The organism is Archangium sp., from assembly GCF_057119385.1.
Genome location: NZ_DBNGVP010000136.1, coordinates 58,611 through 85,407 on the forward strand (window position 1 = coordinate 58,611; position 26,797 = coordinate 85,407).

A 26,797-nucleotide genomic window follows, 5' to 3' on the forward strand; every position below is an offset into this window, starting at 1 on the left:
CCGGCCCTCTCTCACTTCAGTTCTCCACGGCGCCGGAGAGGAACACCCAGTTCTCGATGGACTGGCGCTCCGCCTCGGGCAGCGGCGAGTTGCCGTTGAGCGGGTTGATGGGCATGCGGCTCCCCACGATGCTGCCGTCACCCGTGAGCTTGAGCACCAGGTAGCTCTTGTCCAGGCTGCCCGGCTGGATGAGGTTCATCGTGGGCTTCTGCACGGAGGGCTTGAGCACCAGGCGCTGGTACACCTCGCGCGAGGTGCCGAGCAGGTTCAGCCCGCCCTGCGGGTTCTCGCCACCGTGGCAGCCACCGCAGTTGGACTGGAGGATGGGCAGCACGCGCGCGCTCCACGTGTCTCCGGAGCCCGCCAGGCTCAGGGCCGACGGGTTCGCCGAGTACGAGCACTTGTTGTAGTCGATGGCCGAGCTCAGGCTCCACTGCGTGGCGTTCGGGTCGAGCCCCTCGATGAAGCACATCAGCGCCAGCATGTCCTGCACGTTGGGCGGCTGGTTGGCCAGCGGCATGCGCGTGCCGGGCACCGGCTCCTGCTCCCCGCCCCTCTTCATGTACCCGCGCAGGCGCGCCACCAGGTAGCTCTCCTCGGGCTTGCCCGGCTTGATGAGCGGCACCGTGTTGCCCACGATGCGCGCCCCATACGTGCCGTTGCGGTTCTGGTCTCCCTGGACGATGCCGCTCGCCACCAGGCCTTCCACCGTGTCGCGCTGGTTCTCGCGCACCTCGGCGAAGAGGTGCCGCCGGTCACCGAGCACCCACCACCGCGTCTCGTAGCTGGCGAAGGCCAGCTCCTGCACGTCACCCTGGTCGTTGATGAAGTTGCGGATGAACGTGCCCGTGGCGTTGATGCGCTCACTGGTCACGGGCACGGGGTCATGCAGGTGCAGGTGCAGGCCCGGCGTGGACTCGTCCGGCCGCGTCCCCCTCGGGTCCAGCTCCGGCGTCTCTCCGCGGACGAGCTCGAACCAGCCGATCTCCACCTCCTTGAAGGCCGGCTCGGTGAAGCGGAAGCGGTCTCCCAGGCGCTCGCACCGGTCGAACACGCCCGTCGCGGTTCCCGACTGCACGTTGCACGGAGCGTTGATGGAGGCCACGAAGGTGGCCGGCGTGTGCAGGTCCGGGTACTCCTTCTGGTTGTGGCACACGCCGTTGGTGCCGCTGCAGGTGCGCATCACCAGCTTGCGGTGCAGATCAATCCCCGTGGGGTAGATGAGCTGGGCCCCCAGCACATCCACGTCCGAGCCCGTGTACGCCGTCACATCCGAGGTACCGGCCGACGTGGGGCGCTTCGGGTCGAACGGGATGGTGCCCGGGTCGCCCGGGTTGGGGTTGGTGGGGCCGCAGGCCAGCGCCAGGGCGCCAAGGGAGACGGCGAGAAGAGAGCGCTTCATGCGAAGAAGTCCTGGATGGGGGCGTCGGCGGGGAAGATGCCCTGGTGGTCGGCACCGAGCAGGTCCAACATCGTCTTGAGCACGGAACGGTACGAGTACACCTGGCCGGTGGCCTTGAGGTTGGAGCGGTTCACCGAGCCGAGGCTCTTGCCGCCCTTGCCGGCGGCGGTGATGACGCCGCCCATGAAGGGCATGGACATCCACCGGGTGGCCAGGTCGCTGCCATGGTCACTGCCGTTGGCGGAGTTGTAGCGGCTGCCGCCCGTGGTGCGGCCGAACTCGCTGCCGAGCACCACCAGCGTCTTGTCCCAGTACGTCCCGCCCTCGGGGTGCTGCATCTTCTGGAGGGCCGTGCGCAGGCCGCTCACCAGCCGGTTGGCCGCGTCCATCTCGCCCGGCAGCTCCATGTCCTCGCGCGAGTGGAAGTCGTAGCCGCCCTGGTTGAGGAACACCGCCGGGCAGCCGAAGTGGAAGAGGCGCAGCGCGAGCGCCGCCCGCTGGCCCGTGGTGTCCGTGCCCAGCAGCGTGCGCAGCTCGCGGTTGCTGATGCCGTCCACCTGCTCCTGCGAGTCGGTGTTCACCCGCAGCAGCGGATCGCGGAAGATCTTCCCGTAGTCGCTCGTGGCCTTGCGCGTCTGCTGGTACGTCTCCACGCCGCCGCGCAGCGCCGTGTGCAGCCGCGCGTGGAAGCGGGCGTCCATCTTGCCGGGAAGCGGCCTGGCCCACGCCGGCAGCGTCGAGTCCGGGTCCACGCTGAAGCGCTCGAAGCCGCTGCCCTCCAGCACCGGTGGCCGGTAGGTGGCGTACTCGCCCGCGCCCGTGGCCATGCCGGCCTCGCCCATGCTGAAGGCCGGCAGCAGGGTGATGCCGCGGGAGGCTGCCTCCTTCACGCGCTCGCGCACCCCGTAGTTGACGAGCGTGAGGAAGCCGGTGGCCCCGCCCACGTAGCCCGTGAGGAAGCGCTCCAGGCCCGTGCCATGGCCACCATCCGCGCGCGCCGAGAAGGGCTCGTGGTCCACGCACGGCAGCACGCACATCTCGTGGGTGAATTCGTTGACGGGCTTCATCCCCATATCGCGCTGGGGCTTGGCGTCCTCGCCCTCCAACCACGTGGCGCGCTCCAGCAGCTTGCCCGCGCCCCACTCGGTGCCGGGCGCGCGCTTGTCCGAGAGGCCGAAGGGGTTGAACTCGTCGGCCACGTCGCTGTTGAAGGCGGTGGTGAAGCGGAAACCGCCGGACAGGCGGATGTAGATGAGGTGGCGGATGCTGCCGTGCCCGGGCGTCTGCGCACGGGCCTCTCCCGGCAGCCACAGGTGGGGGAAGGCCAGCGCGGCGGTACCCGCGCCCAGCCCCTGCAACAGGCGGCGGCGGCCAAACGTGACGGACTTCTTGTCATCGGAGTCGGACATGGGAAGGGGCTCCGGGGCTAGTAGAAGACACGCTCGGCGCTGCTGAGCAGCGCGAAGCAGTAGGGACGGGCGAACTCCTCGGCCTTGCAGAGGGTCTGGGCACACGCGGTGCCCGCCTCGCGGGCCTCGGCCTTCTCGGTGGCATCCGGCGAGCGGCCGAGCAGCAACCGGTACTGGTGGGTGGCGATCTGCTCGGCCAGGGCCGGGTCCACCGCGCGGCTGGGGCTCACCCCCTCGGGCAGCAGCTTCTCCACCGCGGCCCCCTTCACCTTGGGGTCCAGGGTGGGGTTGCACAGCTCCTGTACGAAGGACAGCTGGGTGGCGGTGGTGAGGATGCTCACCACGCGGAAGCGCCCGCCCACCACGTTCTCCGGGCAGCCGCCCAGGGTGCGCGCCAGGCCCGAGTAGCGCTCGTCCAGCTCGCCCTTGTCGTCCAGCTTCCAGCGCGACTCCTGCAGCACGCTGAAGCTGGCGACACTGCCCGACTCCAGCAGGGCCTCGGGCTGGCTGATGCGGTGATCGCACCCGGGCAGCGTGTAGCCGGTGTTGTGCGCCATGGAGTCGATCCACACCTCGGCGTCCACCTGCTTGAGGGGGCCATAGGTCCACCGGTAGCCGGAGGCCGAGGCGCCCTCGGCGGACTGGAGGTAGGCGGCGGAGGTGGCCACCGCGTAGTGCACCGAGCGGATGTCGCCGTCGTTCGCCAGCAGCCAGCGCACCAGCTCCTCGCGCACCTCGGGCACGCGCGCGGACAGCTCATAGCCCAGGTACTGCAGGAGCACCTCGTCCACCGCGCGCTCCCAGAAGGCCATGTCGCGCGCGAGGATGCGGCCCGGCGTCTGCAGCTTCGCCCACTCCTCGGGCTTGAGCAGGCCGCTCCACATCGTGGACTCGCGCAGTGCCGGGTCGCGCGCGGCGCGCAGGTCCGGGGTGAAGATGAGCTCGTTGTAGCCCCACAGCACGCTGGCGCACTCGCCGCGCGACACCTCGTCCACCTGCCCGGTGTCATCCAGGCAGCGGAAGCGGATGAAGGCGTCCGGCAGGCGCAGGCCCATCTGCGGATGGTCGTAGTAGCCCGAGTGCCACAGCTTGTAGAGGCGCGACATGTCCGCGCGCTCGTGCTCGAAGGGCGGGCGGCCGAGGAACTGGTTGAAGAGCGCCTCCGCCTTGTCCCCCGGGTCCGCGTAGCGGCGGGTCAGCACGGGATGGGCGCTCACCACCGCGGCGAACAGGTCATACGGCACCTTCCCGCGGAAGAGCTTCTCCACCAGGCGGTCCATGTCGTAGATGGCCTGGAGGCTCGTCACCTCGTTGCTGTAGAGGAAGCGGTCCGCGGCGCGGCGCTGCTGGACGAGGATGAACTCGTCCATGTCCATCAGCCGCTTCACCGTGGCGCCCCACCCGTCCGAGCACGTGGCCTCGGCCTCGTCGGCGCCGGGCACGCGGCCCAGCATGTCCACGAAGAGCCGGCGGCACGCCTCGGCGTGCACGATGGGGCGGTTGGACAGGCCCACGCCCCAGAGGCTGCGGCACAGCCCGCGGTTGACGGGGTTCTGGAGCGCCGCCCCGTTGCAGTACGCCACGCAGTCCGCGTTGCAGTCGGGCGGGCGCGTCTCGTTGGGCAGCGAGCCCACCGCGCGCGCCGCGGGCAGGGTGTCATCCCCTCCCGTGAAGTTGCCCGAGGTGATGGGGTCGCCGTTGCCCACCATGCCACCGGGGCCCAGGGCCACCTGCTCCGGCTCGAAGGTGTAGGTGGGCTGACACGCGGCCACCAGGGTGAGGACGGAAAGAAAGAGCGTCCGAGAGACAGTCATGCACGACTCCCTGCGAAAAGAGGGTGCTTCAGAGGGAGAATTCAGCTCCGAGCGACAGCCCCAGGCGCAGGCCCAGGGTGCTCCAGGTCTTGGAGTAGTTGAAGCCGGAGATCTCCTGGCTCGTGGCGAAGAGGTACTGCTGGCCAATCTGTCCGAGCAGATCCGCGCGCAGCCAGATGCTGTCGGACATGCGCCGCCGCGCGCCCACGGACGGCCCCAGCAGCCAGCCCACGCGCGGCACGCTCCACACGGACACGCCCTGCGTCTGGAGCCGGTTGATCGTCTCGGCGAACTCGAGGCCGGGGATGAGGAGGGAGAGGCCCGCGCGGCCGGCGAAGACGACCTCCGTCTTGTCGGCGACGGGCAGGCCGTACTCACCGGAGACGAACGCCTCGTTGTAGATGCCGAAGCCGAACTGCTGGCCTCCGGACGCAGCGTAGTTGCCGAAGACGCGCACGCCCGCGCCCAACCGCAGCCGCTCGCTCACCGAGGACACGGGAGCGCTCAGCCAGGCCGTGATGGACAGGAAGCCCGCCGAGTAGTCGAAGGACTCATCCAGGCGCGCGGTGTTGATGTACTGCACACCCGTCATCCGCGCCCCTTCCAGGTAGAGGTCGGGGCTCACGCCGATGCGCATGGGGCCCGAGACGAGGGGGGCCTCCTTGGAAGTCTCCTTGGCGGCGGAGCGGGACGCCGCGGCCTTCTGCGCCGGAGCGGGCCGGGCTTCCGCCACCTGCTTGGACTCGCGGGCGGGCCGGGGAGGCTCCTCGGCGGCCTTCGTCTCCACGGGGGCCGCGGGAGCCGCCTTCACCTCGGCGGCGGGGGCGGGCTCGGCGGCAGCGGGCTCGGCGGCGGCGGGCTGAGCGGCCGGCTCCGCGGCGGCGGGCTTGGAGGCGCTCGTCCGGGACGACTTCGCGGACTTCTTCTTGGGAGCGGCCTCGGCCGCCGGAGCGGAGAGCACCAACAGCGCGGAGAGCAGGCCGCAGCAGACGCGAGACAGCGGCTGGAACATGTTGCGCGAGCGGAGGGAGGGCAGCACGGGGGGACTCGGGAGCAGGAGAGACGACGGCGGGGGGACGACAGGGGGACTGCCCTCCTCCCGGGCCCCAGCCGGACACGGGAGGAGGGACGCAACAACGGTGGGCTCAGCTACGGCGGCGGCGGCGCAGCAGCGCCAGGCCGGTGGTCAGCGCGAACGCCAGCACCGGAGCACCACCGGCGGAGGAGCAACCACCCTTCTCCTCCTCCTGCGGCTCGTTGTTGCCGGTGACGGTCACGGGCAGCGTCGCCGTCGCGGAAGCGTCTCCGGTGGAGTTGTTGTCACCGTTGACCGAGTTGCCGGCGGCGAAGATCCTCACGGTGCCGGCCGAGGGGGGCGCCACCAGCGAGAAGTTGAAGGTGATCGCACCGCTGGCGGCGGGCTTGGGGGCGTTGTGGGTGAGCTCGTTGCTCACCTTCTTGATGCCCGTGCCCGTGCCGGGCTCGAGCGACGCCGCCGTGTTGTCCACGGCCACGTTCATACCGCCCTTCAGGCCAGGGCCGCCGGTGATGGTGAGCGTGTACTGACCCGTCGCGCCTGCGGCGAGCGACGAGGGGCCGGTGAGCGTGACCGTGGGCGCCGAACCGCCCGCGTGGCAGGTGGAGCACGTCGCGGCGGACTTGCCCGAGTTGCCGGTCATGCCGGCGGAATAGGCGAAGGCGGGGGCGGACAGCAGGCACGCCGAGAGGACTCCAGCAGCGGCGTACGAGGGGAACTTCATACAACCTCCATGAGTGGGGGTTCTCTTTTTAACTCGCTTCGCCCCGTCCTTCCCATGGTCCCCTGACACTTCACGGAGGCGTCACCCCTGCACGGACCGTATGGCCGGAGAAGAGCCGTATGGCCGTAAGAGTTCCCTACATCCGGCGCCTGCTGCCCCCGGGGCTCCAACATCTCACGAATGCCCACAAGGGGGCCGGGTGAGGATATGGTGCGGCCCTACCTCGTTTCCGTTGGCCCTCCGCATGTACCTGCGCAGCCTCACGATCCAGAACCTCAAGCTCCTGAGGGACGTCGCCATCTCCTTCACCCGCTCGGACGGGGAGATCCGGCCCTGGACGGTCTTCGTCGGGGAGAATGGGCTGTGCAAGACGGCCGTGCTCCAGGCCATCGCCCTCGCCGCGAGCGGCTCCTCGCTGGGCAGCGAGCTGGCGGATGTCACCTCGCTGCCGGACCGGCGGCTGCCCTCCAGCGAGCTGATGCTCATCGGCGCCGAGTTCACCTTCGGCACGGAGGGCCACAAGGCGCGCGACTACCCGGGCCTGGAGAAGAAGCACTCGCTGCCGCCCTATGTGCGCAGCTCGGTGGCGGCCAAGAACACCTGGCGCGAGCTGGTGGGCAACTCGAGGTACGTGGGCGTGGAGCACACGCGCGTCTTCGATCCCATCCGCGAGGCGCGCCGCACGCAGCTGCCGGGGTGGTTCGTCGCGGGCTACGGCGTGGCGCGGGCGCTGCCCCGCCCCAATGCCATCCAGGGCGAGGGCCTGTCGGATCCCATCAAGCAGCGGATGGCGAACCTCTTCGACCAGGGCAGCCTCATCGCCACCGGCTTCGCGGACGTCTTCGAGCCGGCGCAGGCGAAGGCGTACTCGCGGGTGCTGCGGCAGGTGCTGCTGGAGGGCAACCTGCTGCCGGGCCTGGTGGGCCTGGAGCTGAAGAGCCAGGGCATCGTGCGCACGCGGCAGGACATGCTGGAGGCCCACCGCTTCGAGCTGGAGATGGGAGGCCAGCGCATCCAGGTTCCCGCCACGTGGCTGTCGCACGGGTACCAGAGCTCCATCGCCTGGCTGGCGGATCTGCTCGGCCACATCCTGCTCGAGGCGGGCAAGCCCGTGGCGCCCGAGAAGATGGAAGGGCTGGTGCTCGTGGACGAGCTGGACCTGCACCTGCACCCGCGCTGGCAGACAGCGCTCGTTCCCGCGCTGAAGAAGATCTTCCCCCGGCTCCAGTTCATCGCCACCACGCACTCGGCGATGCTCCTGCCGGGGCTGGAGCAGGAAGAGGTGCTGGTGCTGCGCCAGGACGATGACGGCCACGTCGACGTGGCCCCGGCGCCCGCCTCGCCCTCGTGGCTCACGGGCAGTGAGCTGTTCGACGTGTTCTTCGACAAGAAGGGCAAGCCCCTGCGTGGCAGCCGGAGCCCCGCGCCCCGCAAGAAGCAGCCCGCGCCGGAGAAGGCGCGCGCCCCCAGGACGGCGGCCCGGACGAAGCGGAAGTAGGCCCGCACGAGCCCGCCCTTCTATACCGTCAGGGGCTCGGTGGTGAGGGCCTCCGAGCCGGGCGGAACCTCCGCGTCGGGCGAGTCCAGCAGCACCAGCAGGGGGATGGCCGACCCGGTATCCCCGAAGCTGGCCATGCCGCGCACGGTGCCCTCCACACGTGAGCCATCCGGCCGCTTGAGCGAGAGCGTCTGCCCCACCCGCACGATGGGCGCGCGCCGGGGAATGCCGGGCGAGAGCAGCACGCCCCGGCCCGCCAGCCGTTGGATGGCATCCACGGTGAACAGGTAGCGCTCCCCGCCTCCCGCCCCCACCTGCCGCGCGAAGAAGGTGGCCAGCCGCTCCAGCAGCAGCATCGCGTGTTGCCGCACCCGCGCCACCCGGGGCCCCTCCCGCTTCAGCAGCTCCTCGGCGGTCAGCCCCACGCGGGCCACATCCGCTTGCGAGCCGCTCACCCAGCGCTCGAACACCCCCCCATCCACCTCGGGATGGAAGCGCACGCCATAGGACCTGCCCACGCGGAACGCCTGGTGCGGGTAGCGCGCCGTGGAGACCAGCTCCTGCGCTCCGGGGATGGGCTCGATGGAGTCCCCCTGCCAGTGCAGGACGTCGAAGAACTCCTCGAAGCCGGCGAACAGCGGGTCCGCCTGCCCCTCCATCGTCAGGGACACCGGGTGCACGCCCAGCACCGCGCCCTTCTCGCCCGGGTGGACGCGGGCCCCGGCGGCGGCGGCGAGCAACCGCGCACCCCGTCCGATGCCCAGGCTCGGCCGGCCCGCCTCCAACCGGCGCGCCAGCAAGCGCCGCTCCTCCTCCCACACGGCGGGGGGCTCCCCCTCCGGGTGGCCCAGCGACTTCCCCATCACCACCACCAGGTCCGCCTCCGTGTCCTCCGGGTGCGGCTCTCTCGTGCGGACATCCAGGGAGAAGCCCGCGCGCCGCAACGCGGGGCCGAGCTGCCCGGGACCGTCCTCTTCGTCATGGAGGAGGACGACGGCGGTTCGGGGGGACGGGGAAGGCGCGTTCATGCCGGGAACATTGGCACGCGACTGACACGGTGCAGGGTCCAGAGGCGTCCCCGCGGAACTCCGGTCCCGCGCTCCATCGTCTGGGTGACAGTGCCGGGTGCCGGGGGTTTCACGGACGTGTGGCGCGGACCCCCATAACCCTGCACGTTGAATGCACATTTTGCACACACCTTGCTGCCGGACGCACCGGTTGCGTGCACGGAGCGCGTGGGCCCGAGGGGAGACGGGGTGGAACGGGGCTTGCTCTGGGAGGACCCCATCCGCCCCATTCCTTCCCCATCAGGAGCACGCGGTCATGCAACACCGAAAGCTCTGGCTCGGCCTTGGCGCTGTCGTCCTGGTCTCGTTCCTGGTGCTGGGTGGCCAGGGAGTCCGCATCTCGCGCACGCTGCCGCCCATCCCCGACAAGGTGATGACGCAGGACGGCACGGTGCTGCTCACGGGCGAGTCCATCATGCGTGGACAGAACGTGTGGCAGTCCATTGGCGGGCAGCAGGTGGGCTCGGTGTGGGGCCACGGCGCGTACGTGGCGCCGGACTGGAGCGCGGACTGGCTGCACCGCGAGGCCACCTTCGTGCTGGACACCTGGGCCCGCGAGGAGAGCCGCGCCTCCTATGCCCTGTCCCCGGCCGAGCGGCAGGCGGCGCTGCGCGAGCGGCTCGCCGCGATGATGCGCACCAACACGTATGACGCGAGCACGGGCACGGTGACGTTGGACCCGGTGCGCGCCGACGCGATGCGCGCCAACGCCGACTACTACGCGGACGTGTTCTCCCAGGGCCGCTCGGCCTACGCCATTCCCCAGGGCGCGCTCACGGATGCCCAGAAGCTGAAGGACCTGGGCGCCTTCTTCTGGTGGACGAGCTGGGTGACGTCGACGAACCGGCCCGGGGACACCGTCAGCTACACGCAGAACTGGCCGCACGAGCCGCTGGTGGGCAACCGGCCCGCCTCGGGCGTGTTGATGTGGAGCCTGGCCTCGGTGGTGCTGTTGATCGCCGGAGTGGGAGGGCTCGTCTGGTACCTGAGCGGCAAGAAGGAGGACGAGGAGCTGGCGCCGCCCGAGAAGGATCCGTTCTCCGGGATGCAGCTCACCCCGAGCCAGCGGGCCACGGGCAAGTACTTCCTGGTGGTGGTGGCGCTCTTCCTGGCGCAGGTGGGGCTGGGCGGAGTGACGGCGCACTTCGGGGTGGAGGGCGCGGGCTTCTACGGCGTGCCGCTGGCGAAGTACCTGCCCTACGCGGTGACGCGCAGCTGGCACACGCAGCTGGGCATCTTCTGGATTGCGACGGCGTGGCTGGCCACGGGCCTCTTCGTGGGCCCGGCGGTGAGCGGGGTGGAGCCGAAGTACCAGCGGGCGGGCGTCAACTTCCTCTTCGTGTGCCTGCTCATCATCGTGGTGGGAGCGCTCTTCGGGCAGTGGGCCTCGGTGCAGCAGCGGATGGGCAGCGGGGACTCCTGGTACTGGTTCGGCCACCAGGGTTGGGAGTACGTGGACCTGGGCCGCTTCTGGCAGATCTTCCTCTTCGTGGGCCTGTTCGTGTGGCTGTTCCTGACGGCGCGGGCGGTGTGGCCGGCGCTGAAGAAGCCGAGCGAGGGCCGGCCGCTGCTGGTGCTCTTCGTCATCTCGTCGCTGGCCATCGCGTCCTTCTACGGGGCGGGGCTGATGTACGGGCAGCGCAGCCACATGGGCATGGTGGAGTACTGGCGCTGGTGGGTGGTGCACCTGTGGGTGGAGGGCTTCTTCGAGGTGTTCGCCACGGTGGTGATGGCGTTCCTCTTCACGCGGCTGGGGGTGCTGTCGCCGAAGGCGGCGGTGCCGGCGGTGCTCTTCACCACCCTCATCTTCCTGAGCAGCGGCATCATCGGCACGTTCCACCACCTGTACTTCTCGGGGACGCCGGCTTCGGCGATGGCGCTGGGCGCGACGTTCAGCGCGCTGGAGGTGGTGCCGCTGGTGCTGGTGGGCCGTGAGGTGTGGGGCCACCTCCGCCTGTCGAAGCTGCCGGGGTGGATGGAGCAGTACCGCTGGCCCATCCTGTTCTTCATCGGGGTGGCGTTCTGGAACCTGGTGGGCGCGGGCCTGTTCGGCTTCCTCATCAACCCGCCGATCGCGCTCTACTACATGCAGGGGCTCAACCTGACGCCGCTGCACGGCCACACGGCGCTCTTCGGGGTGTACGGCATGCTGGGGATCGCGCTGATGCTCTTCTCGTTCCGGATGATGCAGCCGGACGCGAAGTGGAAGACGCAGCCGCTGGCGTGGGCCTTCTGGAGCATCAACGCGGGGCTGGTGCTGATGGTGGTGCTGTCGCTGTTGCCCATCGGCGTGTTGCAGACGAAGGCGGCCATCGAGCAGGGCACGTGGTGGGCGCGCAGCGCGGAGTTCATGCAGACACCGCTGATGGACACGCTGCGGTGGCTGCGGGTGCCCGGGGACGTGCTCTTCGCGGTGGGGGCGGTGCTGCTCGCGTGGTTCGTGGTGGGCCTGAAGACGGGCTGGTCGCTGGAGCGGGTGGAAGAGCCCCGGACGAAGCCCGAGCCCCGGCCCGAGCGTCTGGGAGCGGCGGCCCCGGCCCACGCGGTCGTCCAGCGCCGCTGAGCCCCATCACCCCAACCCCATCACCCCCAAGCCCAATCCACGCCCAATATCCCCTCTCCCTCCGGGAGAGGGACGGGGTGAGGGTATCGAGGTTCCCGGGTTGCCCCCGCTACGTCCCCGAAGTGAATCGGATGGGCAACCGGGTTGGCCCGTGGACATGAATCGCCCTGCGAGGCTCCCAGGGCGATTCACCCGCGAGCGAGAAGTCCCGCATCCGCGCCAGCAGGACGGAGAGTCCAACCCGGGCCTCCAGGCGCGAAAGCGGAGCCCCGATGCAGAAGTGGATGCCGTGCCCGAAGGCGATGTGCGGATTGGGCTCGCGCGAGATATCGAACCGGTCCGGGTCCTGGAACTTCCGGGGGTCGCGGTTCGCGGAGCCGATCATCGCCAGCACCATCTTCCCGGGGGGAATCACCTGGCCGAGCAGGGAGACCTCGGTCCGGGTCACGCGGAACATCGCCTGGACGGGGGAGCGGTAGCGCAGGACCTCCTCGATGGCCGAGGGCAGCAGCGCGGGCTCCGCCTTCAGCCGGGCCAGCTGCTCCGGGTGCTCGAGGAAGCACAGCAGCGCGTTGTTGAGCAGGTTGGTGGTCGTCTCGTGGCCGGCCGAGAGCAGGAGCTGGACGAAGCCCAGGAGCTCATCCTCCGTCAGCCGCTCGCCCTCCACCTCGGCCTCGACGAGCCGGGTCAACAGGTCATCCCTCGGCGCCGTCCGCCGCCGCGCGGCCAGGTCCCGGACGTAGAGGCGCATCTCCCCGGTCACCTCGGAGAACTCCCGCTGCACCCGGGCGGCCTCCTCGCTGCCCGCGACGGCGTAGCCGAGCGCCATCATCACGTCGCTCCAGCGCTTGAAGCGGGGCTGGTCGGCGGTGGGCACCCCGAGCATCTCGGCGATCACCCTCAGGGGAAGCGGGATGGAGAAGTCCGCGGCCAGGTCCATCTCCCCGCGTCGAATCGTCTGGTCCAGCAGCTCGTGGGACAGCGCCCGGATGCGAGGCTCCAGGTTCGCCACGGCCCGGGGGGTGAAGGCGCGCAGGATGAGGGCGCGCAACTTCGAGTGGCGCGGAGGATCCATGAAGACGAGCCACTGCGAGGTCATGGCGGACGGGGGCGCGACGATGGAGCTGAACGCCTCGTGGTCCTGGAGCGCGCGCTTCACGCCCTCGTAGTCGAAGACGATCCACAGGCCCGAGTGCGGCTCATGCAGCACGGGAGAGCGGCTCCGAAGCTGCTCGTAGGCGGGATAGGGATTGCGGCGCACCTCGTCGGAGAAAAGGTTCAGCATCGCTCACGGCCTCCAGGCCCGGAATCGAGGAACGGCGGGATACGGTAGGGTGGGCGAGGCATGGAGCGCTTGAACGAATCGCGGATCGGAGCGGTCATCACGGAAGCGTTCGCGGTGCGGGCCTCGACGGCGACGGAGTCGACGCTCCACGCGCAGCACGGCGCGGCGCTGCTCGTCGGACTGGATGGAGAGGTGACCGTGAGGGAGCCGGGCCGGGCGAGCGTGCGCGGGCGGGTGGTGGTGGTGCCCCCGCATCAGCTGCACGCCGTGGCCAGCCCCGGACCCACGCTCGGGCTCCTGTACGACCCGGAGCTGGCCGCCCACGTGGCGAGCTACTCACGCGGGCGTGGCGGGGCCTTCCCGCTCGAGGGCCGGCTCGGGGAGCGGCTCGGAGCGGCCCTCACCGCGCACCGCGCGTCCCTGTCCCGGCCCGAGGTCCTCGCCGGCCTCGCGCGCGAGTACGCAAACTGGCTCTCCCAGGAGGCACCGCGCGCCGAGCCGGACGCCCGTATCGCCCGGGTCCTCGAGGCCCTGCGGACACCGGGGGCCGACTGGCGTCTCGCCGTCGCGCGCACGCGGCTGTCCCCGGCGCACCTGCGGGCGCTGTTCGTCCGCGACGTGGGCGTGCCCCTCCGCACCTTCCAGCTCTGGCGCCGGCTGCTCGTCGCGGTGGCGGCGTCCGCGCGCCTCGATGCGACGAGCGCGGCCCACCTCGCGGGCTTCGCCGACCTCGCCCACTTCTCACGCACGTGCCGCCGGATGCTCGGCTACTCGCCGACGGCCTTGCGCAGCGGGCTGCTCTCCTGAGCCTCCAGCAGCGCGTGGATGCGCGCGCGCAGGGCCTCCGGCTCGAAGGGTTTCTCCAGGCAGGGCCGCCGCGTGGTCTCCAGGTGTGAGCGCGCCGCCTCGCTGAAGGCGCCCCCGGTGAGGAACACCAGGCGCCCGGCCTGCCCGGGCACCTCGCGCACCAGCGTCTCGTACAGCTCCACGCCCGTCATCTCCGGCATCATCACGTCACACAGGATGAGCGAGTAGCGCTCCCCGGCCCGCAGCCGCTCCAGCGCCGCCCGCGCGCCGCCGAAGGCCTCCACCTCGTGCTCGGGCGCCAGCGTCCGCGTCAGGGAGGCGAGCAGCAGCGGCTCGTCGTCGATGACCATCAGCCGGCCGCGAGGGCCCTTCTCCCCGGAAGTGGAGGCCCGCGCGGTGGGCTGCGCGATGGCCTCCTCCTCGGCGGAGCGCAGCACCACCTCGAACGTGGTGCCCCGCCCCACCTCGCTGCGCACGCGGATGTCTCCGCCCATGGCCTGCACGTAGCTGTGGCAGATGGACAGCCCCAGGCCCGTGCCCACCCCCACCGGCTTGGTGGTGAAGAAGGGCTCGAAGATGCGGGAGAGCACATCCGGCGTGATGCCCTCGCCGGTGTCGCTCACCGCCACCACGACCCCGCCCTGCCCGTCCTGGCGCGTGGAGACGCGAATCTCGTGCTGGCCGGCGTGGCCCTCGGGAAGGGCCTGGGCGGCGTTGATGAGCAGGTTGAGGAACACCTGGCCCAGCCGCGTCTCGTCCCCGAGCACGGCCGGCACCGGGCCATACGCCTTCACCACCCGGGCGCGGTGGCGCATCTCCGCGGCGGAGATGGACAGCGCCAGGTCCAGCACCGCGTGCAGGTCCACCCGCTGCTGCTCGCGGTGCGGCTGCACCCGGGAGAACGTCTTCAGGTCCTGGATGATGCGGCGCATCCGCTCCGCGCCCTGGAGGGCCTCGGAGAGCGCCTGCCCCACTTCCTCCCAGCGCTCGCGCTCCTCTCCGCGCTCCGCCACGTCCCGCACCTCCGCGGCGGCGTAGTGGACGTTGGAGATGACGAAGGCCAGCGGGTTGTTGAGCTCGTGTCCGACGCCAGCGGCCAGCGTGCCCACCGCCGCCATCTTCTCGGCGTGGACGAGCCGCTCGCGGGTGGCCTGCAGCTCCTGGAGACGGGCCTCCAGGTCCGCGTTGAGGGTGGCCAGCTCCGCGGTGCGCAGGTCCACATGGGCCCGCAGCTCGCGCTCGCGCAGGCGCCCGGCCCGCAGGCGCAGCCACACCCCACCGGCCACCGCCAGCACGGCGGCCAGCACGCACCCCATGCGGAACGTGAGCGTCTGGTGGAAGCGGGGACGCAGGAAGAGCGCCACCTCCACCGGAGGAGCCGCGCCGCCGTCCGCGTACTGCGACTCCACGCGGAAGCGGTAGTGCCCGGGGGGCAGACGGGTATAGGAGGCCACGCGCTGCGCCCCGGCCTCCACGGGCTCCGGGTCGATGCCCTCCAACTGGTAGCGGAAGCGCAGCCGCCGGGGAGCGCGCAGGCCCGTGGCCGTGAAATGGAGCTCGAGCCGTCCATCCCCCACCAGGAGCCGCTCCCAATCGGAGCGTGGCATCGGGTGGCCATCCACCCGGAGCTCCTCGATGAGCGCGGGCGGTGACACCATGTGCGCCTGCTCGTGCTGCGGGGTGTAGACCACGGCCCCGCGGATGGTGGGGAACCACAGCCGGCCATCCCGCGTGCGCACGCCCGCCGGGGAGCCCAGGCTGTTGCACTCCTCCGAGCGCATCCCATCCTCCACCCCGTAGGCCCGGGAGGTGATGCGAGCCCTCCTGCCCTCGGCCACCTCCTCCAGCTCCGACAGGGACATGCGGAAGATGCCCTTGTTCCCGCTGGCCCACAGGTAGCCCCGTCCATCGGCGAGCAGCTGGAAGGCGCGCTCGTCGAACAGCCCCTCGTCCCGGCTGAAGCGGTGGAGCCCCCCCTTCTTCCACCGGAAGATGCCCTCGCCCGTGCCAATCCAGAGCGTGCCGTCCGGCTCCTCGTGGAGCGCCAGCACCTTGCCGTCCAACGGCGCGGCCTCGGGCACCCACGGGGTGCTCCGGCCCTCGAGCACGTGGGCCAGGCCTCCGTTTCGCGTGCCCACCCAGAGGCCGCCCGCGGCGCTCGGCAGCAGCAGGGTGGGCTCCTGGCCGGGCAGCCCTCCCTGGGGCGTGAAGGGCTCGAAGCGCGCGCCGTTCCACCGGAAGAGCCCCGTCGGGGTGCCCACCCAGAGCGTGCCGGCGGCGTCCACGGCCAGCAGGAAGGCCCTCGGGTCCGTCAGCCCCTGGGCGGCGCCGAACGAGGTGAACCGGCCCCCGCTCCAGCGGCTGATGCCCACGCGCGTGCCGAACCAGAGGACGCCGTCCGGCGTCTCGGCGATGGAGCGGACGCGGTCCAGGATGAGCCCGTCGGCCATGCTCCACGACGTCACCTGCCCGTCCCGCTGCATGCGGCTGACCCCGCCTCCCACGGTGCCGAACCAGAGGCTGCCGTCACGGGCCTCGTGGATGGCCAGCACCATCTCGTGCGCCAGGCCCTCGGGGCGGCCATGGGTGGTGAAGGGCGCGTCCTGGAGCCGGTGCAGTCCCCGGGCCTCCGTGCCAATCCACAGGTCGCCCTCGGCGTCCTCGAGCAGCGCGCTCACCAGGCTGTCCGCCATCGGGTGTCCCTCCTCCAACGGTAGCGGGGGAGCCCCTCCGGGGAAAAGCAGCGCGAAGCCCCTGGCGGCTCGGACCGGCGCCAGGGAGCCGGGCTACGGGCCGAGCCGCTTGCGCAGGGCGTGCAGGGTCCACGCGCTGAAGAGGATGCCGAGCGTCCCCAGGGCCAGGAGCACCAGGGAGCGCTGCGCGAGGAGACTGGAGCCGACGTAGACGGTGCCCACCGCGTACGGCAGCTCGGCGACGGCCAGGACCCGCAGGTACCTGCGCAGCCCGTAGCGCGCCAGCCCGAGCACGTAGCCGGGAATCTCGGAGGGGACGGCCAGCTGGAAGAGGAGCACCAGACCAAAGGAGCTGTGCTGGGAGATGCGCTCCTCGTAGCGGCCGAGCAGCTCCGCGGACACGAGCCGGCGGATGACGGGCCGTCCCCAGACGCGGGCGATGACATAGGCGCCCGCGCCGCCGAGCATCCACCCGCACCACAACAGGAGCACGCACACGGCCTCGCCCCAGGTGTGGATGGCCACGGGGATGAGCACCGCGCTGCTGAAGAAGGCCAGCATGGCCGAGAACGCGGACAGGAGGATGAAGAGCGCCGCGCCCCAGAAGGGATGCGCCTCGATGGCGGGCCCGGCCTTCGCGAGCAGCCAGGACAGGGCGGACTGGAACGCGTCGGAGGAGGCGAGCAGCACCATCCCGCCGAGCAGGAGCAGCAGCAGGAGGATCCGCTTCCACTCCACGGAAGGCAGCTCCAGTTGGCTCGGCGTCATCGTGCTCCGTCGCATCCAGCCCTCGGGAAAGGGGCGTGAGACTCGAACAATAGTCAAGTGGGAGGCGGCCCGCGCCCCATCATCGAGCGCTCTCCAGGGCCCTCGCGGAGGAGCCATGCGGCCGGACTCCCCGGCTCCGGCCCGGTGGGTGCCGGGAAGACGCCGCCCCATCATTAGACAGACGAGACGGACGAGGCCCGAGGGGCACGGGAGGCGGCATGCGACCCAGGACGAGCGGTCTGATGGCGGGAGTGGCGATGCTCCTCCTGGCGGCCGGCTGCGAGAAGCGCGAGGCGCGAGAGGGGGAACGGGAGCGGGAGACGGCGTCGGCGCCCATGCATTCGGAGCCCGGCAGCACGAGCGAGAGCCGGCCCACGCCCCCGCCTCCGGCTCCGGCCGCACCGCCCCGGCGCGAGCCACCTCCCCCGAGGGCCGAGGCACCGCGGCCCACCGAGCCGCCGGCCCCACGGCCGCCGGACGACACCCCGGCGAGCCCCACGCAACCCCGGCAGGTCTCGGGGGAGGTGCTGGCCGTCACCGGCAACCAGCTGCACGTGCTGTCCGCGCCGGAGGGACAGGACGTGCGGATGCTCATCATCTCGGGAACCGAGGTGCGCGTGGATGGCCGGCCGGCCACCGCGGCGGAGATTCGCGAGGGCGGCGAGGTGCGCGCCACGTATGAGATGGCCGAGGGTGAGCCCGTGGCCCTGCTCGTGGAGGTGCGCAACCCCGGGTCGGCCCGGGAGCCCGAGGAGCAGCCCCTGCTGAACCAACCCCGGGTTCCGAAGAGCGAGGACTGAGCCGCGCTACCGGCTCGAGGGAGCGGGCGTCACGCCTTCGACGCGCGTCTTGCCGTCCTTGTCGACCTCGAGCCGCAGCTGCGGAGTGCCCTGGGCGTCGTGGAGGACGAGGCTCGCCACGCCCTTCTCCACGCGGAGGGGATTCGACATGGGGAGTCCAGTCGTTGAGAGGGGACGTCAGCCTAGGGACGTCCCCTCTCCATTGCTCCACGGCCCCTCGGTCCTTTCGTCATGGTTGCGCCATGACGACGGACGGCTCAGCCGCCCCGGGGCGTGCCACACTCGCCGCAGAAGCGCGCGGTGGGCTTCATCTCCGTGCCGCACTGGGTGCAGTGCACCTTGGCCGCGGCCAGTGGCTTGCCGCATTCGGAGCAGAACCTGCCTCCCTCGACGCGGGCGTTGCAGTGGGGGCAGGCCGAGGCCGCCGCCGTGCGGTGGGCCTTCATGTCCAGCGACTCCACCTGGTCCACCTTGCGTGCCTTGTCCCAGGCCTGCTCCACGGACACCTTGGCCTGGATGTGCGCGGCCTCCTCCTGGAGGTCCGGCGCGCACGACTCGCACAGGCCCCGCGACTCGTTCCAGCACGCCTGCGGGCACACCCACTGGCCACAGCGGGTGCAGTGCTTGAAGTGCTTCTTCCCCTCCTCCACCGCCTCGGCGTAGGCGTCGTCCCAGGCGCTCCCGCGCAGGGCGTCCTTCACGTGGTCGCCCGCGTAGGCCGCCCGCGACAGCGTGCCCCCGAAGAGGGAGCCCGCCGCCTTCAGGAAGCCCGCCGCCAGCCCCATCTTGTTGGCGATGAAGGGCGACATGTGCCCGTTGCGGCACTTGTCGCAATGGAACTCGAACTGGAAGCCGTATTCGTTCGAGCGATCGGTGTAGTTGCGGGTGAACTGGATCATCACCCGCAACGCTATCCGAGCCCGGGCTACTTCTTCCAGACGGCCCAGTTGGTGCCGGAGTTCACCAGCGTCCAGCCGGTGCCCGGGGACCAGTCGCCGTAGCCGATCTTCATCGCCAGGCTGCCGGTGTTGCCGGTGATGATGGCGGCGTACTTGCTCGAGTCCGCGACCTGGATGCTCACCGCGGAGGTGGAGGTGACGCCCTTCTCCTTGCGCGCCGCCATGAGGCTCTTGATGGCGGCGGCGTGGCCCCAGTCATAGAAGTGCACCCAGTAGACGCAGGGGATGCCCGGGTGCGTGAGGATGTACGCGTAGCCCTGCATCACCTTGTCGCTGGGGAAGGCCCAGTGGTTCTGGCCGCCGCTGGGCGAGCTCGGGCCCGTGTCATGGTTGTCGATGAACGTCACCGACTTGGCCGCCCACCAGCCGATGGCGCCCGAGGGCTTGCCCGCGCTGTCACGCAGCCGCCAGAACTCGTTGTACTGCACCGCCTGCTGGAGGATGCCCTTGGTGGTGAAGTCGAACGCCGTCGACTTGCCGCCCGTGGCGTCGATCCAGTTCATGAGCTGCTGGCGGTGGGCGTCCGGGTTGCCCAGGTTCAGGTCCGTCCACAGCTCGCCCACCGAGAAGTAGGGCACCGTGCCGGTGTTGTAGTTGCCCACGTACGTGCCGCCGAAGCCCTTCACGTAGTCATAGCGCCAGCCGTCGTAGCCGATGCTGGACTTGAGCCAGTTCATCCAGCCCTTCAGGTCGTTCTGCACGGTGACGTTGGTGTGGTCCAGGTCGCGCGCGGCGCTGTAGCCGTCACCGGTGTCGTAGTTGCCGCTGGCGCTCGTCCACTCGTCGCCCCGCGCCACCGACCAGGTGCCCCAGGTGGGGTTGGTGAAGTCTCCCCAGCCGGTGGTGCCCACGCGGTGGTTGACCACGATGTCCGCGATGGCCTTCACGCCATACGTGTGCAGCGCGCCGATGGCGCTCTTGAGCTGCACGTCCGTGCCGTACTTGCTGTTCTGCACGTACAGCTGCCGCGGCAGGTACCCCTCGTTGGAGGCCGCGTCGCTGGACGGCGGGAACCACACCATGGTGAAGCCGCTGTTCTTGATGTCCGAGGCCTTGCCCTGGATGACGCCCCACCAGGGGTACGTCTCGGTGGAGCGCCAGTGGAAGCCCTGCAGCATCACGTCGCTGCTGTTGCCATCCATGGGGCCCGCGTACGCGGCCGTCGACGCCACCAGGCCCAGCGCCCACGACAGGGACAGCATTCCGCCAAACACCTTCTTCGCGAACATTCCGTTCTCCAAGTGAAACGGGGAGGAAACGGACGGGCGGTTTACAGGCGGTTTGCTAGTCAAGCGAGCAACAGGACGGAAAACATCATCTAGCGGACGTTGATACTCCCATGAAATGAGAATCTTCCAGCCCCGCTGAAGCAGGGAGGCGTGGAAAACGGATGGGGCGTGCGCCGGGGGGGCGTTAGGATGGAGGAAATGGCCGAACAGTCCCCCCCCTATTGGGTCCTCATCTCGGTCCTGTTCAGCTCCCAGCCGTTGACGCCCACGCTGGCCATGACGCTGCATCAGGTCGCGTTCGACCTCTACCGGCGTGGCGACACCGTGCAGCCGGTGGCGGGAGATCTGCTCACGGGCAAGGTGCACAACCTGCGCAAGGACGTGCAGATGGGGAGCATCTCGGGTCCCGCCTTCGAGGCGGAGATCGAAACGGAGCGTGGCTCCGGCGTGGTGCGCTTCCTGCTCACCCGCCAGGGGCTGGAGATGATGGAGGCCGGGCCGCCGCAGCCGCCCGCGCCGCCGCGCCCCAGGTACCTCAACTAGCGTCCTTCAGTGGACCCGCGGCTTCTCCACGCGCTCCTTGCGGGGAGGCTTGGGCTCGGTGGCGGGGCGGGGGCGCTTGCGCGTCACCATGCGGGCGATGCCGTAGTAGAGCTGCTCCTCGGTGTACACCTTGCGCACCCCGCGCGTGCCAGGGACGTAGGCGGGGCCGGGCCGCTCCAACCACTGCAGCACCTTCACCTCGCCCGAGTACGCGAAGGCCGCCAGCACCTCCTGGGGGCAGTGCTTGAGGTAGCGGCGCACCAGGGGCCGCAGCCGGCGGGAGAAGTCCCGGCCCAGCACCGAGTGCCTGCGCCCCGCGTGCAGCGTGCCGTCGAAGCGCCGGGACATGTGGAAGAGCTCGTGCATCACCGTCTCCACCCGGGACTTGGGCGTGGAGGAGCGGAAGAAGAGCGGGCGCAGGGTGATGCAGTAGAGCATCCGCTTGCCCTTGAGCCGGACGATGGGCTTGCGGCGCCCGGCCCGGTCCGTGCTGAGTCCGCCCCGGAAGCACAGCGGCTTCACCGTGCCACGCGAGGCCCGCCGCGCCTCGCCGGCAATCACCAGGATGCGGCTGGCCCTCACATGGGAGAACTCGGGCATCTTCGCGGCGATGTCGCGGATGAGCGAGCGGATGGCCTTGTTGAGGTTCGGGCGACGGTGGGCCACGGTGTAGTCAACAGTGTACCCGAAATGCCCTTGAGACCAGCGGGAACCGGCCGCACCTTCGCGCCATGCGTTCCGCCCCGCGTGCCATCGTCCACCTCCTGACGCTCGCCGCCTGGTTGGCCGGGTGTGCGTCCACGCCGCCTCCCGCCCCCGTGGGTCCCGCCTCGCTCGGGGCCGAGGAGGCCACCGTCGCCTCCCAGGGCCTTTCCGAGGTGAAGCTGCGCTACTCCGGCCAGCTCACCAGCCCCGGCCCCGCCGTGCTGGAGAAGGCGGACTACGAGCTCGTGTCGGACGGGCAGGTGGTGCGGAGGGGCTCGGCGCCGCTGGGCGTCACCCTGGCGCCCCATGCCCCCACCCCCTTCTCCTTCCAGGCCGAGGCCGCCTACGTGCGCACGCCGGAGGACCTGAGGGCGCTGAGCCAGCGGGGGGGCACCCTGCTGGTGGCGCTGCGCGGCACGCTGACGGTGCGCGCGGGGGGCCAAGTGCGGACGCTGCCCTTCGCCGCCTCGCGGCCGGTGCGCGTGCCCCGGCTGCCGGTGGTGAAGGTGGAGAGCCTGGAGGGGGCCCGCTACTCGGAGGAGCAGGTGGACCTGCTGTTGCGCCTGGGCGTGGAGAACCCCAACCCCTTCCCGCTGCGGCTGGAGGCGCTCCAGTGGGCCCTCTCGGTGGGGGGCCGCAAGCTGGGCGAGGGCACCCGGGGCAAGTACGACACCGTGGACGCGTCGGCCACCGGGGTGTATCCCGTGGAGGTGGCGGTGACGCGGGAGACGTGGGGGCAGGACGTGCGGGCGCTCATCGCCAAGGGGACGCTGCCGTATGAAATCGCGGGCGAGCTCACGGGCCCGCTGGTGCGCGTGCCCTACTCGCTGTCCGGAGACGTGAAGCTCAACGTGTCGCGGTAGTGCCCATCTACCTACTCGGAGAAGATCCGGAGCTCTTCCCACCGCCGGAGAAGGCGGACCGGGGCGGGCTGCTCGCCGTGGGCGGGGACCTGAGCCCCGAGCGCCTGCTCTCGGCCTACTCCCAGGGCATCTTCCCCTGGTACAGCCGGGGCCAGCCCATCCTCTGGCACTCGCCGGACCCGCGCTTCGTGCTCACGCCGGACACGCTGCACGTGGGCCGCTCGCTGCGCAAGACGCTCAAGGCGGGCGTCTACGAGATTCGCTGGGACACCGCCTTCGAGGCCGTCATCTCCGCGTGCGCCGAGACGCCGCGCCCCGGCCAGGACGGCACGTGGATTACGGACGAGATGCGCCAGGCCTACGTCACCCTGCACGAGCTGGGCTTCGCGCACTCGGTGGAGGCGTGGGCGGGGGGCGAGCTGAAGGGGGGCTTCTACGGCGTGTCGCTGGGGGCGGCCTTCTTCGGGGAGAGCATGTTCGCCCACGCGCCGGACGCCTCGAAGGTGGCCTTCACCACGGCGGTGGAGCGCTTCCAGGCCTGGGGCTTCCACTTCATCGACTGCCAGGTGGAGACGGAGCACCTGGCGCGCTTCGGCGCCGGGCACTGGCCGCGCAAGCGCTTCCTCCAGGCGCTCGGCCGGGCCCTCCAGGAGCCCACGCGCCGGGGCCGGTGGACCCTCACGCCAGGGGCAGCTCCAGGGTGAAGGTGGCGCCCTGGCCGGGGCCCTCGCTCTCGCACTGGAGGGAGCCGCCCAGCTCCTCGGCGGACAGGGCGCTGATGTGCAGCCCGAAGCCGTGCCCGTCCTTCTTCGTGGTGAAGCCCTGGCTGAAGAGCCGCTGCAGGTGCTCCGGGGCGATGCCCACCCCGTTGTCCGCCACGGCGATGCGCAGCCGCTCCCCGGCCTGCTCCACGCGCAGGGTGAGCTGCTTGTCCGGCCGCGGGCTCTCCACCAGCGCATGGCGCGCGTTGCTCAACAGGTTCACCAGGATTTGCAGCAGCTTGTGCCGGTCCACCATCACCGCGGCGGTGGGGGCGCTGTACTCGCGCCGCAGCTGGATGCCCAGGCGCTCGAAGGACACGGCGTGCAGGCGCATGGCGTCGTCCAGCAGCCCGGGCACCTCCACCCGCTCCAGCACGCCGGAGAAGCGGGCATGCTCCTGCTGCATGCTCACCACCGTCTTGATGTGGTCCACGCTCTCGGAGAGCCGCCGCAGCTCCTCCAGCACCGACTCCCGCTCCTGGGCGAGCTGCCCCGAGAGCGCCGCCAGGTAGGCGGGGAACTGCCGGCCCCGGGGGTCCTCCTCGAGGAAGGCGCCCAGCCGCGAGGCATTCTCGCGCAGCAGCTCCACGGCCTTGTCCAGGCCCACGGCCCGCGAGGCGCGCAGCCGGTCCACCACGAGGTGGGCGGACACGTTCACGCTGTTGAGCGTGTTGCCCACGTTGTGCAGCACCCCGGTGGCGATCTCCGCCATGCCCGCGTGGCGCGACACGTCCACCAGGCTGCGGTGCAGCTCCGCCAGCCGGGCCTCGGCCGCCTTGCGCTCCGTGATGTCGCGGCTGAAGAGCGTGGCCCCCACCACCCGCTCCCCTTCCCAGACCGGGTTGAAGGTGACGTCCAGCGTCAGGGAGCGGCCCTCGTGCATCAGGGGAATCTCCACCCGCTGCCGCTGGCCCGACAGGGCCCGCTGGAACAGCTCCTGGAGGCCCGGAGAGGCCATCCAGTCGAGGACCGCGCCCCGCTCGAGCGTCCGGTTGTAGACGTGCTGGCCCAGGGCCTTGGCCATCTGGTTGGCGGTGACCACCCGCCCTTCCCGGTCCAGCGCCACCACCACGTCCTCCGTGCTCTCCAGGACGCTGATCAGCTTGCCCTCGCTCTCGCGCAGCGTCTGGAGCGCCCCCTCCAGCGCCTCCTGGGACTCCTCGCGCACGATGCCGTAGAGCCAGCTCAGCGCCCAGCCCATCAGCAGGCTGAGGCACGTGACGAGGTTGCTCATCCAGATGCCCGGGTTCTGGAAGAGCGGCCGCACCTGGCCGAAGCCGGAGTGGTAGAGCTGGTGGAAGAGCCCCGCGTAGAGCATGAGGAGCGCGGTGAAGAAGAAGCCGCGGCGGGGCCCCAGCAGGTAGACGGCCAGGGCCGGAATCAACATGCCCACCGCGTGCGACACGACGCCCGGCATGTCCACGGGCAGGGTGCCCAGGATGAAGCCCGCGGACAGGGCCCCGCACAGGAGGAGGGACGGCAGGGTGGGCGAGGGCAGCCGGCGCGCCAGCACCATCACCCCCCCGTAGGCGGCCATGCTCACCCCCACCGCCAGGACCTGCGGCAGGCGCTCCTCGGACTCATAGGTGGAGATGCCGAGCACGTACAGGCCGTTGAGCACCATCATCAGGTTGGTGGCCCCCAGCAGCACCCGGTAGCGCCAGAGCTCCCCCGGAGGCAGCTGGCGCTGCGGCTCCGCCAGCTGGGCGTCCAGCCGCTCCAGCACCCATGCTCGCGGGCTCCAGCCCATCAGCTCCCTCGTCAGCGCTCGAGCCCGCGCCGGGCTAGGACCCGGAGCGTCTCCGCTCCAGCATAGCGGACTGTGCCGCCTGCTCGGAGGCCGGGGGCAGCAGCACCCGGAAGGTGGTGCCCTGGCCCGGCGTGCTGTCCACGGCGATCTCCCCGCCCAACCGCGTCACGATGCCATGACAGATGGACAGGCCGAGCCCCGTGCCCGTGCCCACCGGCTTCGTCGTGAAGAAGGGCTCGAAGAGGCGGCTGAGGTGCTCCGGCCGGATGCCGCTGCCGTTGTCCTGCACCTCCACCGCCACCAGGCCGTCCTCGCGCCGCTGGATGCCCAGCCGGAGCGTGGGCGACTCCCGGCCCGCCAGGGCATGGGTGGCGTTGACGATGAGGTTGAGGAACACCTGCCCCAGGCCGTGCTCGCTGCCCCAGACGGGGGGCACCTCGTGGAACTCCTTCACCAGCCGCAGCTCCGGCCGCAGCGCCCGCGCCGCCATGGACAGGGTGAGCTCCATCACGTGGCGCACGTCCACCACCTCCTTGGGTGGCTCGTCCATCCGCGCGAAGATGCGCACGTCCTGGACGATGCGCTCGATGCGCTCGGCGCCCACGACGGCGTCCCCGCACGCATCCCTCAGCTCGTCCCGGGCGCGCAGTGCCTCCTCCGCGCACGGCAGCGTCTCCAGCCCGCGCACCACGTGGCGCAGGTTGGACAGGATGTAGCTCAGCGGGTTGTTGACCTCGTGGGCCAGGCCCGCGGACATGCGCCCCAGCGCCTCCAGCTTCTGGGCGTGCACCAGCCGGGCATTGGCCTCCGCCAGCGCCCGCGTCCGCTCCTCCACCATCCGCTCCAGGTCCTCCATCCGCTGGTGGCTGGCGCGCAACAGCTCCCACTTCTCGCACAGGGCGTGCGCCATCTGGCGCACCTCGATGCTGTCGAAGGGCTTGCGCAGGATGAGCAGCCGCTCGCTGGTGCCCAGCTTGCGCGACAGCTCGTCCCACGAGTAGTCCGAGTGGGCCGAGCACAGCACCACCTGCAGGTCCGCCTCCTCCCGCCACATGTGCAGGGTGGCCTCCACCCCGTCCATGCCCGGAGGCATGCGGATGTCCACGAAGGCCACCGCGTACGGGCGTCCCTCACGCACCGCGTCGCGCACCAGGCGGACGCCCTCTTCCCCACCCAGCGCGAAGTCCAGCTCGAAGCGCGTGGTACTGCTCCGGGGCGGAGCATCCCCGAAGAGCATGGACTCCATCGCATCCAGCTCCTCGACACCCTGGCCGGACCTGGCGAGGATCTTCCGGAAGTCCTGATGGATGGCACTGTTGTCGTCGACCACCAGGATCCGGCGGCACTCCCCCGTCGGAGGACTCATGGGGTAATGGGTACCACGTGACAAAAGCCACGGGCAATGTGCTCACCCGTGGCTTCCGCCTGTCCGCACACCCACATCCGGCGGGGGAGACCCGCCTGGCCGCTCATACCGCACGTCACACCCCGCGAGGCCCCGCGTGTCCACACATTCCCCCTCTCCGGAAGCCGAGCCCCCCGTTGCCCACCCTGTCGGGGACGCCATGAATTCTCTCGACGCCCCACCGCTGCCGCCCGGCACGCGCATTGGCTGGGAGGAGGTGGAGGGGGTGCTGGGCAGCGGGGGCTTCGCCACGGTGTACCGGGTGCGCAGCCCGGACGGGTACGTGTCCGCCCTCAAGCTGCTGCCGTTGGACCAGGGCCCCGAGCGGGCCGCGCGCGCCTGGCGTGAGGTGTCGCTGGGCATGCGCCTGCGCCACCGCCACCTGGTGCGCCAGCTGGGCGCGGGCCAGTGGCCCCTGGAGGAGCCGCGCTACGTGTGGGTGAAGCTGGAGCTGGTGGAGGGCCCCACGCTGGAGGAGTGGGCGCCGGGGCGCACCCTGGGCGAGGTGGTGGAGCGGGTGCTGGAGGTGGCGCGGGGGCTGGCGGTGTCGCACGAAGCGGGCGTGGTGCACCGGGACGTGAAGGAGGCGAACATCCTGGTGCGCCAGAAGACGGGCGAGGCGGTGCTGGTGGACTTCGGGGTGGCCTGGCACCCGGCCTGCCCCACGCTGACGAAGGGGATGTTTCCTCCGGGCACGCTGCCCTACCGGGCGCCGG

23 protein-coding genes are annotated in these 26,797 nt (G+C 70.9%); 8 read left to right on the forward strand and 15 right to left on the reverse strand.

What is annotated here, in order from left to right; translation table 11 throughout:
• Nucleotides 1-16: 16 nt before the first annotated feature.
• The 5 genes from AC16DP_RS33365 to AC16DP_RS33385 form a co-directional block, all read right to left on the reverse strand.
• Complete coding sequence (locus AC16DP_RS33365; RefSeq protein WP_329727842.1) at nt 17-1,402, reverse strand: hypothetical protein; 1,386 nt, start codon at nt 1,400-1,402, stop codon at nt 17-19.
• Nucleotides 1,399-2,811, reverse strand: coding sequence for a DUF1501 domain-containing protein (locus AC16DP_RS33370; protein ID WP_329727843.1), 1,413 nt, complete (start codon nt 2,809-2,811; stop codon nt 1,399-1,401). The genes AC16DP_RS33365 and AC16DP_RS33370 overlap by 4 nt, the downstream gene beginning before the upstream one ends.
• A gap of 17 nt (nt 2,812-2,828) precedes the next feature.
• Nucleotides 2,829-4,625 (reverse strand): hypothetical protein, encoded by a 1,797-nt coding sequence (locus tag AC16DP_RS33375; protein WP_329727844.1) that lies wholly within the window; start codon nt 4,623-4,625, stop codon nt 2,829-2,831.
• A 28-nt stretch (nt 4,626-4,653) separates the two neighbouring features.
• Complete coding sequence (locus AC16DP_RS33380) at nt 4,654-5,664, reverse strand: hypothetical protein (RefSeq protein WP_329727845.1); 1,011 nt, start codon at nt 5,662-5,664, stop codon at nt 4,654-4,656.
• Nucleotides 5,665-5,770: 106 nt separating this feature from the next.
• Nucleotides 5,771-6,385: an MXAN_6652 family MXYO-CTERM-anchored protein gene (locus AC16DP_RS33385; protein WP_329727846.1), complete on the reverse strand. Its 615-nt coding sequence runs from the start codon at nt 6,383-6,385 to the stop codon at nt 5,771-5,773.
• 244 nt (nt 6,386-6,629) lie between these two features.
• Between AC16DP_RS33385 and AC16DP_RS33390 the strand changes: the two genes are divergently transcribed.
• On the forward strand, nt 6,630-7,883 hold the full coding sequence (locus tag AC16DP_RS33390) for an AAA family ATPase (RefSeq protein ID WP_329727847.1): 1,254 nt from the start codon (nt 6,630-6,632) through the stop codon (nt 7,881-7,883).
• A gap of 20 nt (nt 7,884-7,903) precedes the next feature.
• Here AC16DP_RS33390 and AC16DP_RS33395 read toward each other — a convergent pair whose 3' ends face one another.
• Nucleotides 7,904-8,911 carry a glutamine amidotransferase-related protein gene (locus AC16DP_RS33395; RefSeq protein WP_329727848.1) on the reverse strand — a complete coding sequence of 336 codons (1,008 nt, stop codon included), beginning with the start codon at nt 8,909-8,911 and terminating at the stop codon, nt 7,904-7,906.
• A 295-nt stretch (nt 8,912-9,206) separates the two neighbouring features.
• Here AC16DP_RS33395 and AC16DP_RS33400 point away from each other — a divergent pair, with 295 nt between their 5' ends.
• Nucleotides 9,207-11,513 (forward strand): nitric-oxide reductase large subunit, encoded by a 2,307-nt coding sequence (locus AC16DP_RS33400; protein ID WP_329727849.1) that lies wholly within the window; start codon nt 9,207-9,209, stop codon nt 11,511-11,513.
• Between the two features lie 109 nt (nt 11,514-11,622).
• On the opposite strand, the gene AC16DP_RS33405 is transcribed toward AC16DP_RS33400, so the two are convergent.
• Entirely contained in the window at nt 11,623-12,798 is a 1,176-nt protein-coding gene (locus tag AC16DP_RS33405) for a cytochrome P450 (RefSeq protein WP_329727850.1), read from the reverse strand.
• A gap of 60 nt (nt 12,799-12,858) precedes the next feature.
• On the opposite strand from AC16DP_RS33405, the gene AC16DP_RS33410 reads away from it, so the two are divergent.
• Nucleotides 12,859-13,605, forward strand: a complete 747-nt coding sequence (locus tag AC16DP_RS33410; protein ID WP_329727851.1) for an AraC family transcriptional regulator — start codon at nt 12,859-12,861, stop codon at nt 13,603-13,605.
• On the opposite strand, the gene AC16DP_RS33415 is transcribed toward AC16DP_RS33410, so the two are convergent.
• Together AC16DP_RS33415 and AC16DP_RS33420 are read right to left on the reverse strand one after the other, a co-directional pair.
• The gene (locus AC16DP_RS33415; RefSeq protein ID WP_329727852.1) at nt 13,566-16,298 is read right to left on the reverse strand and encodes a two-component regulator propeller domain-containing protein; all 2,733 of its coding nucleotides are present in this window, start codon (nt 16,296-16,298) and stop codon (nt 13,566-13,568) included. The genes AC16DP_RS33410 and AC16DP_RS33415 overlap by 40 nt on opposite strands.
• Before the next feature lie 93 nt (nt 16,299-16,391).
• Nucleotides 16,392-17,066 carry a TVP38/TMEM64 family protein gene (locus AC16DP_RS33420; RefSeq protein ID WP_329727853.1) on the reverse strand — a complete coding sequence of 225 codons (675 nt, stop codon included), beginning with the start codon at nt 17,064-17,066 and terminating at the stop codon, nt 16,392-16,394.
• 218 nt (nt 17,067-17,284) lie between these two features.
• Between AC16DP_RS33420 and AC16DP_RS33425 the strand changes: the two genes are divergently transcribed.
• Complete coding sequence (locus tag AC16DP_RS33425; RefSeq protein ID WP_329727854.1) at nt 17,285-17,866, forward strand: hypothetical protein; 582 nt, start codon at nt 17,285-17,287, stop codon at nt 17,864-17,866.
• A 6-nt stretch (nt 17,867-17,872) separates the two neighbouring features.
• Here the strand turns inward: AC16DP_RS33425 and AC16DP_RS33430 are convergent, their stop codons facing one another.
• The 3 genes from AC16DP_RS33430 to AC16DP_RS33440 form a co-directional block, all read right to left on the reverse strand.
• On the reverse strand, nt 17,873-18,016 hold the full coding sequence (locus tag AC16DP_RS33430; RefSeq protein WP_329727855.1) for a hypothetical protein: 144 nt from the start codon (nt 18,014-18,016) through the stop codon (nt 17,873-17,875).
• Nucleotides 18,017-18,123: 107 nt separating this feature from the next.
• Nucleotides 18,124-18,765 carry a zinc ribbon domain-containing protein gene (locus AC16DP_RS33435; protein WP_329727856.1) on the reverse strand — a complete coding sequence of 214 codons (642 nt, stop codon included), beginning with the start codon at nt 18,763-18,765 and terminating at the stop codon, nt 18,124-18,126.
• Between the two features lie 26 nt (nt 18,766-18,791).
• Nucleotides 18,792-20,054 (reverse strand): glucan 1,4-alpha-maltotetraohydrolase domain-containing protein, encoded by a 1,263-nt coding sequence (locus AC16DP_RS33440; RefSeq protein ID WP_329727857.1) that lies wholly within the window; start codon nt 20,052-20,054, stop codon nt 18,792-18,794.
• Between the two features lie 198 nt (nt 20,055-20,252).
• Between AC16DP_RS33440 and AC16DP_RS33445 the strand changes: the two genes are divergently transcribed.
• Complete coding sequence (locus AC16DP_RS33445) at nt 20,253-20,597, forward strand: hypothetical protein (RefSeq protein ID WP_329727858.1); 345 nt, start codon at nt 20,253-20,255, stop codon at nt 20,595-20,597.
• A gap of 6 nt (nt 20,598-20,603) precedes the next feature.
• On the opposite strand, the gene AC16DP_RS33450 is transcribed toward AC16DP_RS33445, so the two are convergent.
• Entirely contained in the window at nt 20,604-21,263 is a 660-nt protein-coding gene (locus tag AC16DP_RS33450; protein WP_329727859.1) for a hypothetical protein, read from the reverse strand.
• Nucleotides 21,264-21,328: 65 nt separating this feature from the next.
• Here AC16DP_RS33450 and AC16DP_RS33455 point away from each other — a divergent pair, with 65 nt between their 5' ends.
• A complete protein-coding gene (locus AC16DP_RS33455) occupies nt 21,329-22,165 on the forward strand; it encodes an LEA type 2 family protein (RefSeq protein WP_329727860.1) in 837 nt (278 codons plus the stop codon).
• Nucleotides 22,165-22,869 (forward strand): leucyl/phenylalanyl-tRNA--protein transferase, encoded by a 705-nt coding sequence (gene aat, locus AC16DP_RS33460; RefSeq protein ID WP_329727861.1) that lies wholly within the window; start codon nt 22,165-22,167, stop codon nt 22,867-22,869. Before AC16DP_RS33455 ends, aat begins: the two co-directional genes overlap by 1 nt.
• Here the strand turns inward: aat and AC16DP_RS33465 are convergent.
• Together AC16DP_RS33465 and AC16DP_RS33470 are read right to left on the reverse strand one after the other, a co-directional pair.
• Nucleotides 22,844-24,676: a two-component system sensor histidine kinase NtrB gene (locus AC16DP_RS33465; protein WP_329727862.1), complete on the reverse strand. Its 1,833-nt coding sequence runs from the start codon at nt 24,674-24,676 to the stop codon at nt 22,844-22,846. The two genes, aat and AC16DP_RS33465, sit on opposite strands and share 26 nt — an antisense overlap.
• A gap of 34 nt (nt 24,677-24,710) precedes the next feature.
• On the reverse strand, nt 24,711-26,042 hold the full coding sequence (locus AC16DP_RS33470) for a sensor histidine kinase (RefSeq protein ID WP_329727863.1): 1,332 nt from the start codon (nt 26,040-26,042) through the stop codon (nt 24,711-24,713).
• 199 nt (nt 26,043-26,241) lie between these two features.
• Between AC16DP_RS33470 and AC16DP_RS33475 the strand changes: the two genes are divergently transcribed.
• Nucleotides 26,242-26,797: protein kinase domain-containing protein (locus tag AC16DP_RS33475; RefSeq protein ID WP_483956920.1), on the forward strand; the 556-nt coding region annotated here is incomplete at its 3' end.

What these genes read in the sequence shown, in the direction of transcription:
- AC16DP_RS33365 (WP_329727842.1), bottom strand. Translation starts at nt 1,402, where the DNA reads ATGAAGCGCTCTCTTCTCGCCGTCTCCCTTGGCGCCCTGGCGCTGGCC.
- AC16DP_RS33370 (WP_329727843.1), bottom strand. Translation starts at nt 2,811, where the DNA reads ATGTCCGACTCCGATGACAAGAAGTCCGTCACGTTTGGCCGCCGCCGC.
- AC16DP_RS33375 (WP_329727844.1), bottom strand. Translation starts at nt 4,625, where the DNA reads ATGACTGTCTCTCGGACGCTCTTTCTTTCCGTCCTCACCCTGGTGGCC.
- AC16DP_RS33385 (WP_329727846.1), bottom strand. Translation starts at nt 6,385, where the DNA reads ATGAAGTTCCCCTCGTACGCCGCTGCTGGAGTCCTCTCGGCGTGCCTG.
- AC16DP_RS33390 (WP_329727847.1), top strand. Translation starts at nt 6,630, where the DNA reads ATGTACCTGCGCAGCCTCACGATCCAGAACCTCAAGCTCCTGAGGGAC.
- AC16DP_RS33395 (WP_329727848.1), bottom strand. Translation starts at nt 8,911, where the DNA reads ATGAACGCGCCTTCCCCGTCCCCCCGAACCGCCGTCGTCCTCCTCCAT.
- AC16DP_RS33400 (WP_329727849.1), top strand. Translation starts at nt 9,207, where the DNA reads ATGCAACACCGAAAGCTCTGGCTCGGCCTTGGCGCTGTCGTCCTGGTC.
- AC16DP_RS33405 (WP_329727850.1), bottom strand. Translation starts at nt 12,798, where the DNA reads ATGCTGAACCTTTTCTCCGACGAGGTGCGCCGCAATCCCTATCCCGCC.
- AC16DP_RS33410 (WP_329727851.1), top strand. Translation starts at nt 12,859, where the DNA reads ATGGAGCGCTTGAACGAATCGCGGATCGGAGCGGTCATCACGGAAGCG.
- AC16DP_RS33415 (WP_329727852.1), bottom strand. Translation starts at nt 16,298, where the DNA reads ATGGCGGACAGCCTGGTGAGCGCGCTGCTCGAGGACGCCGAGGGCGAC.
- AC16DP_RS33420 (WP_329727853.1), bottom strand. Translation starts at nt 17,066, where the DNA reads ATGACGCCGAGCCAACTGGAGCTGCCTTCCGTGGAGTGGAAGCGGATC.
- AC16DP_RS33425 (WP_329727854.1), top strand. Translation starts at nt 17,285, where the DNA reads ATGCGACCCAGGACGAGCGGTCTGATGGCGGGAGTGGCGATGCTCCTC.
- AC16DP_RS33430 (WP_329727855.1), bottom strand. Translation starts at nt 18,016, where the DNA reads ATGTCGAATCCCCTCCGCGTGGAGAAGGGCGTGGCGAGCCTCGTCCTC.
- AC16DP_RS33435 (WP_329727856.1), bottom strand. Translation starts at nt 18,765, where the DNA reads ATGATCCAGTTCACCCGCAACTACACCGATCGCTCGAACGAATACGGC.
- AC16DP_RS33440 (WP_329727857.1), bottom strand. Translation starts at nt 20,054, where the DNA reads ATGTTCGCGAAGAAGGTGTTTGGCGGAATGCTGTCCCTGTCGTGGGCG.
- AC16DP_RS33445 (WP_329727858.1), top strand. Translation starts at nt 20,253, where the DNA reads ATGGCCGAACAGTCCCCCCCCTATTGGGTCCTCATCTCGGTCCTGTTC.
- AC16DP_RS33455 (WP_329727860.1), top strand. Translation starts at nt 21,329, where the DNA reads ATGCGTTCCGCCCCGCGTGCCATCGTCCACCTCCTGACGCTCGCCGCC.
- AC16DP_RS33465 (WP_329727862.1), bottom strand. Translation starts at nt 24,676, where the DNA reads ATGGGCTGGAGCCCGCGAGCATGGGTGCTGGAGCGGCTGGACGCCCAG.
- AC16DP_RS33470 (WP_329727863.1), bottom strand. Translation starts at nt 26,042, where the DNA reads ATGAGTCCTCCGACGGGGGAGTGCCGCCGGATCCTGGTGGTCGACGAC.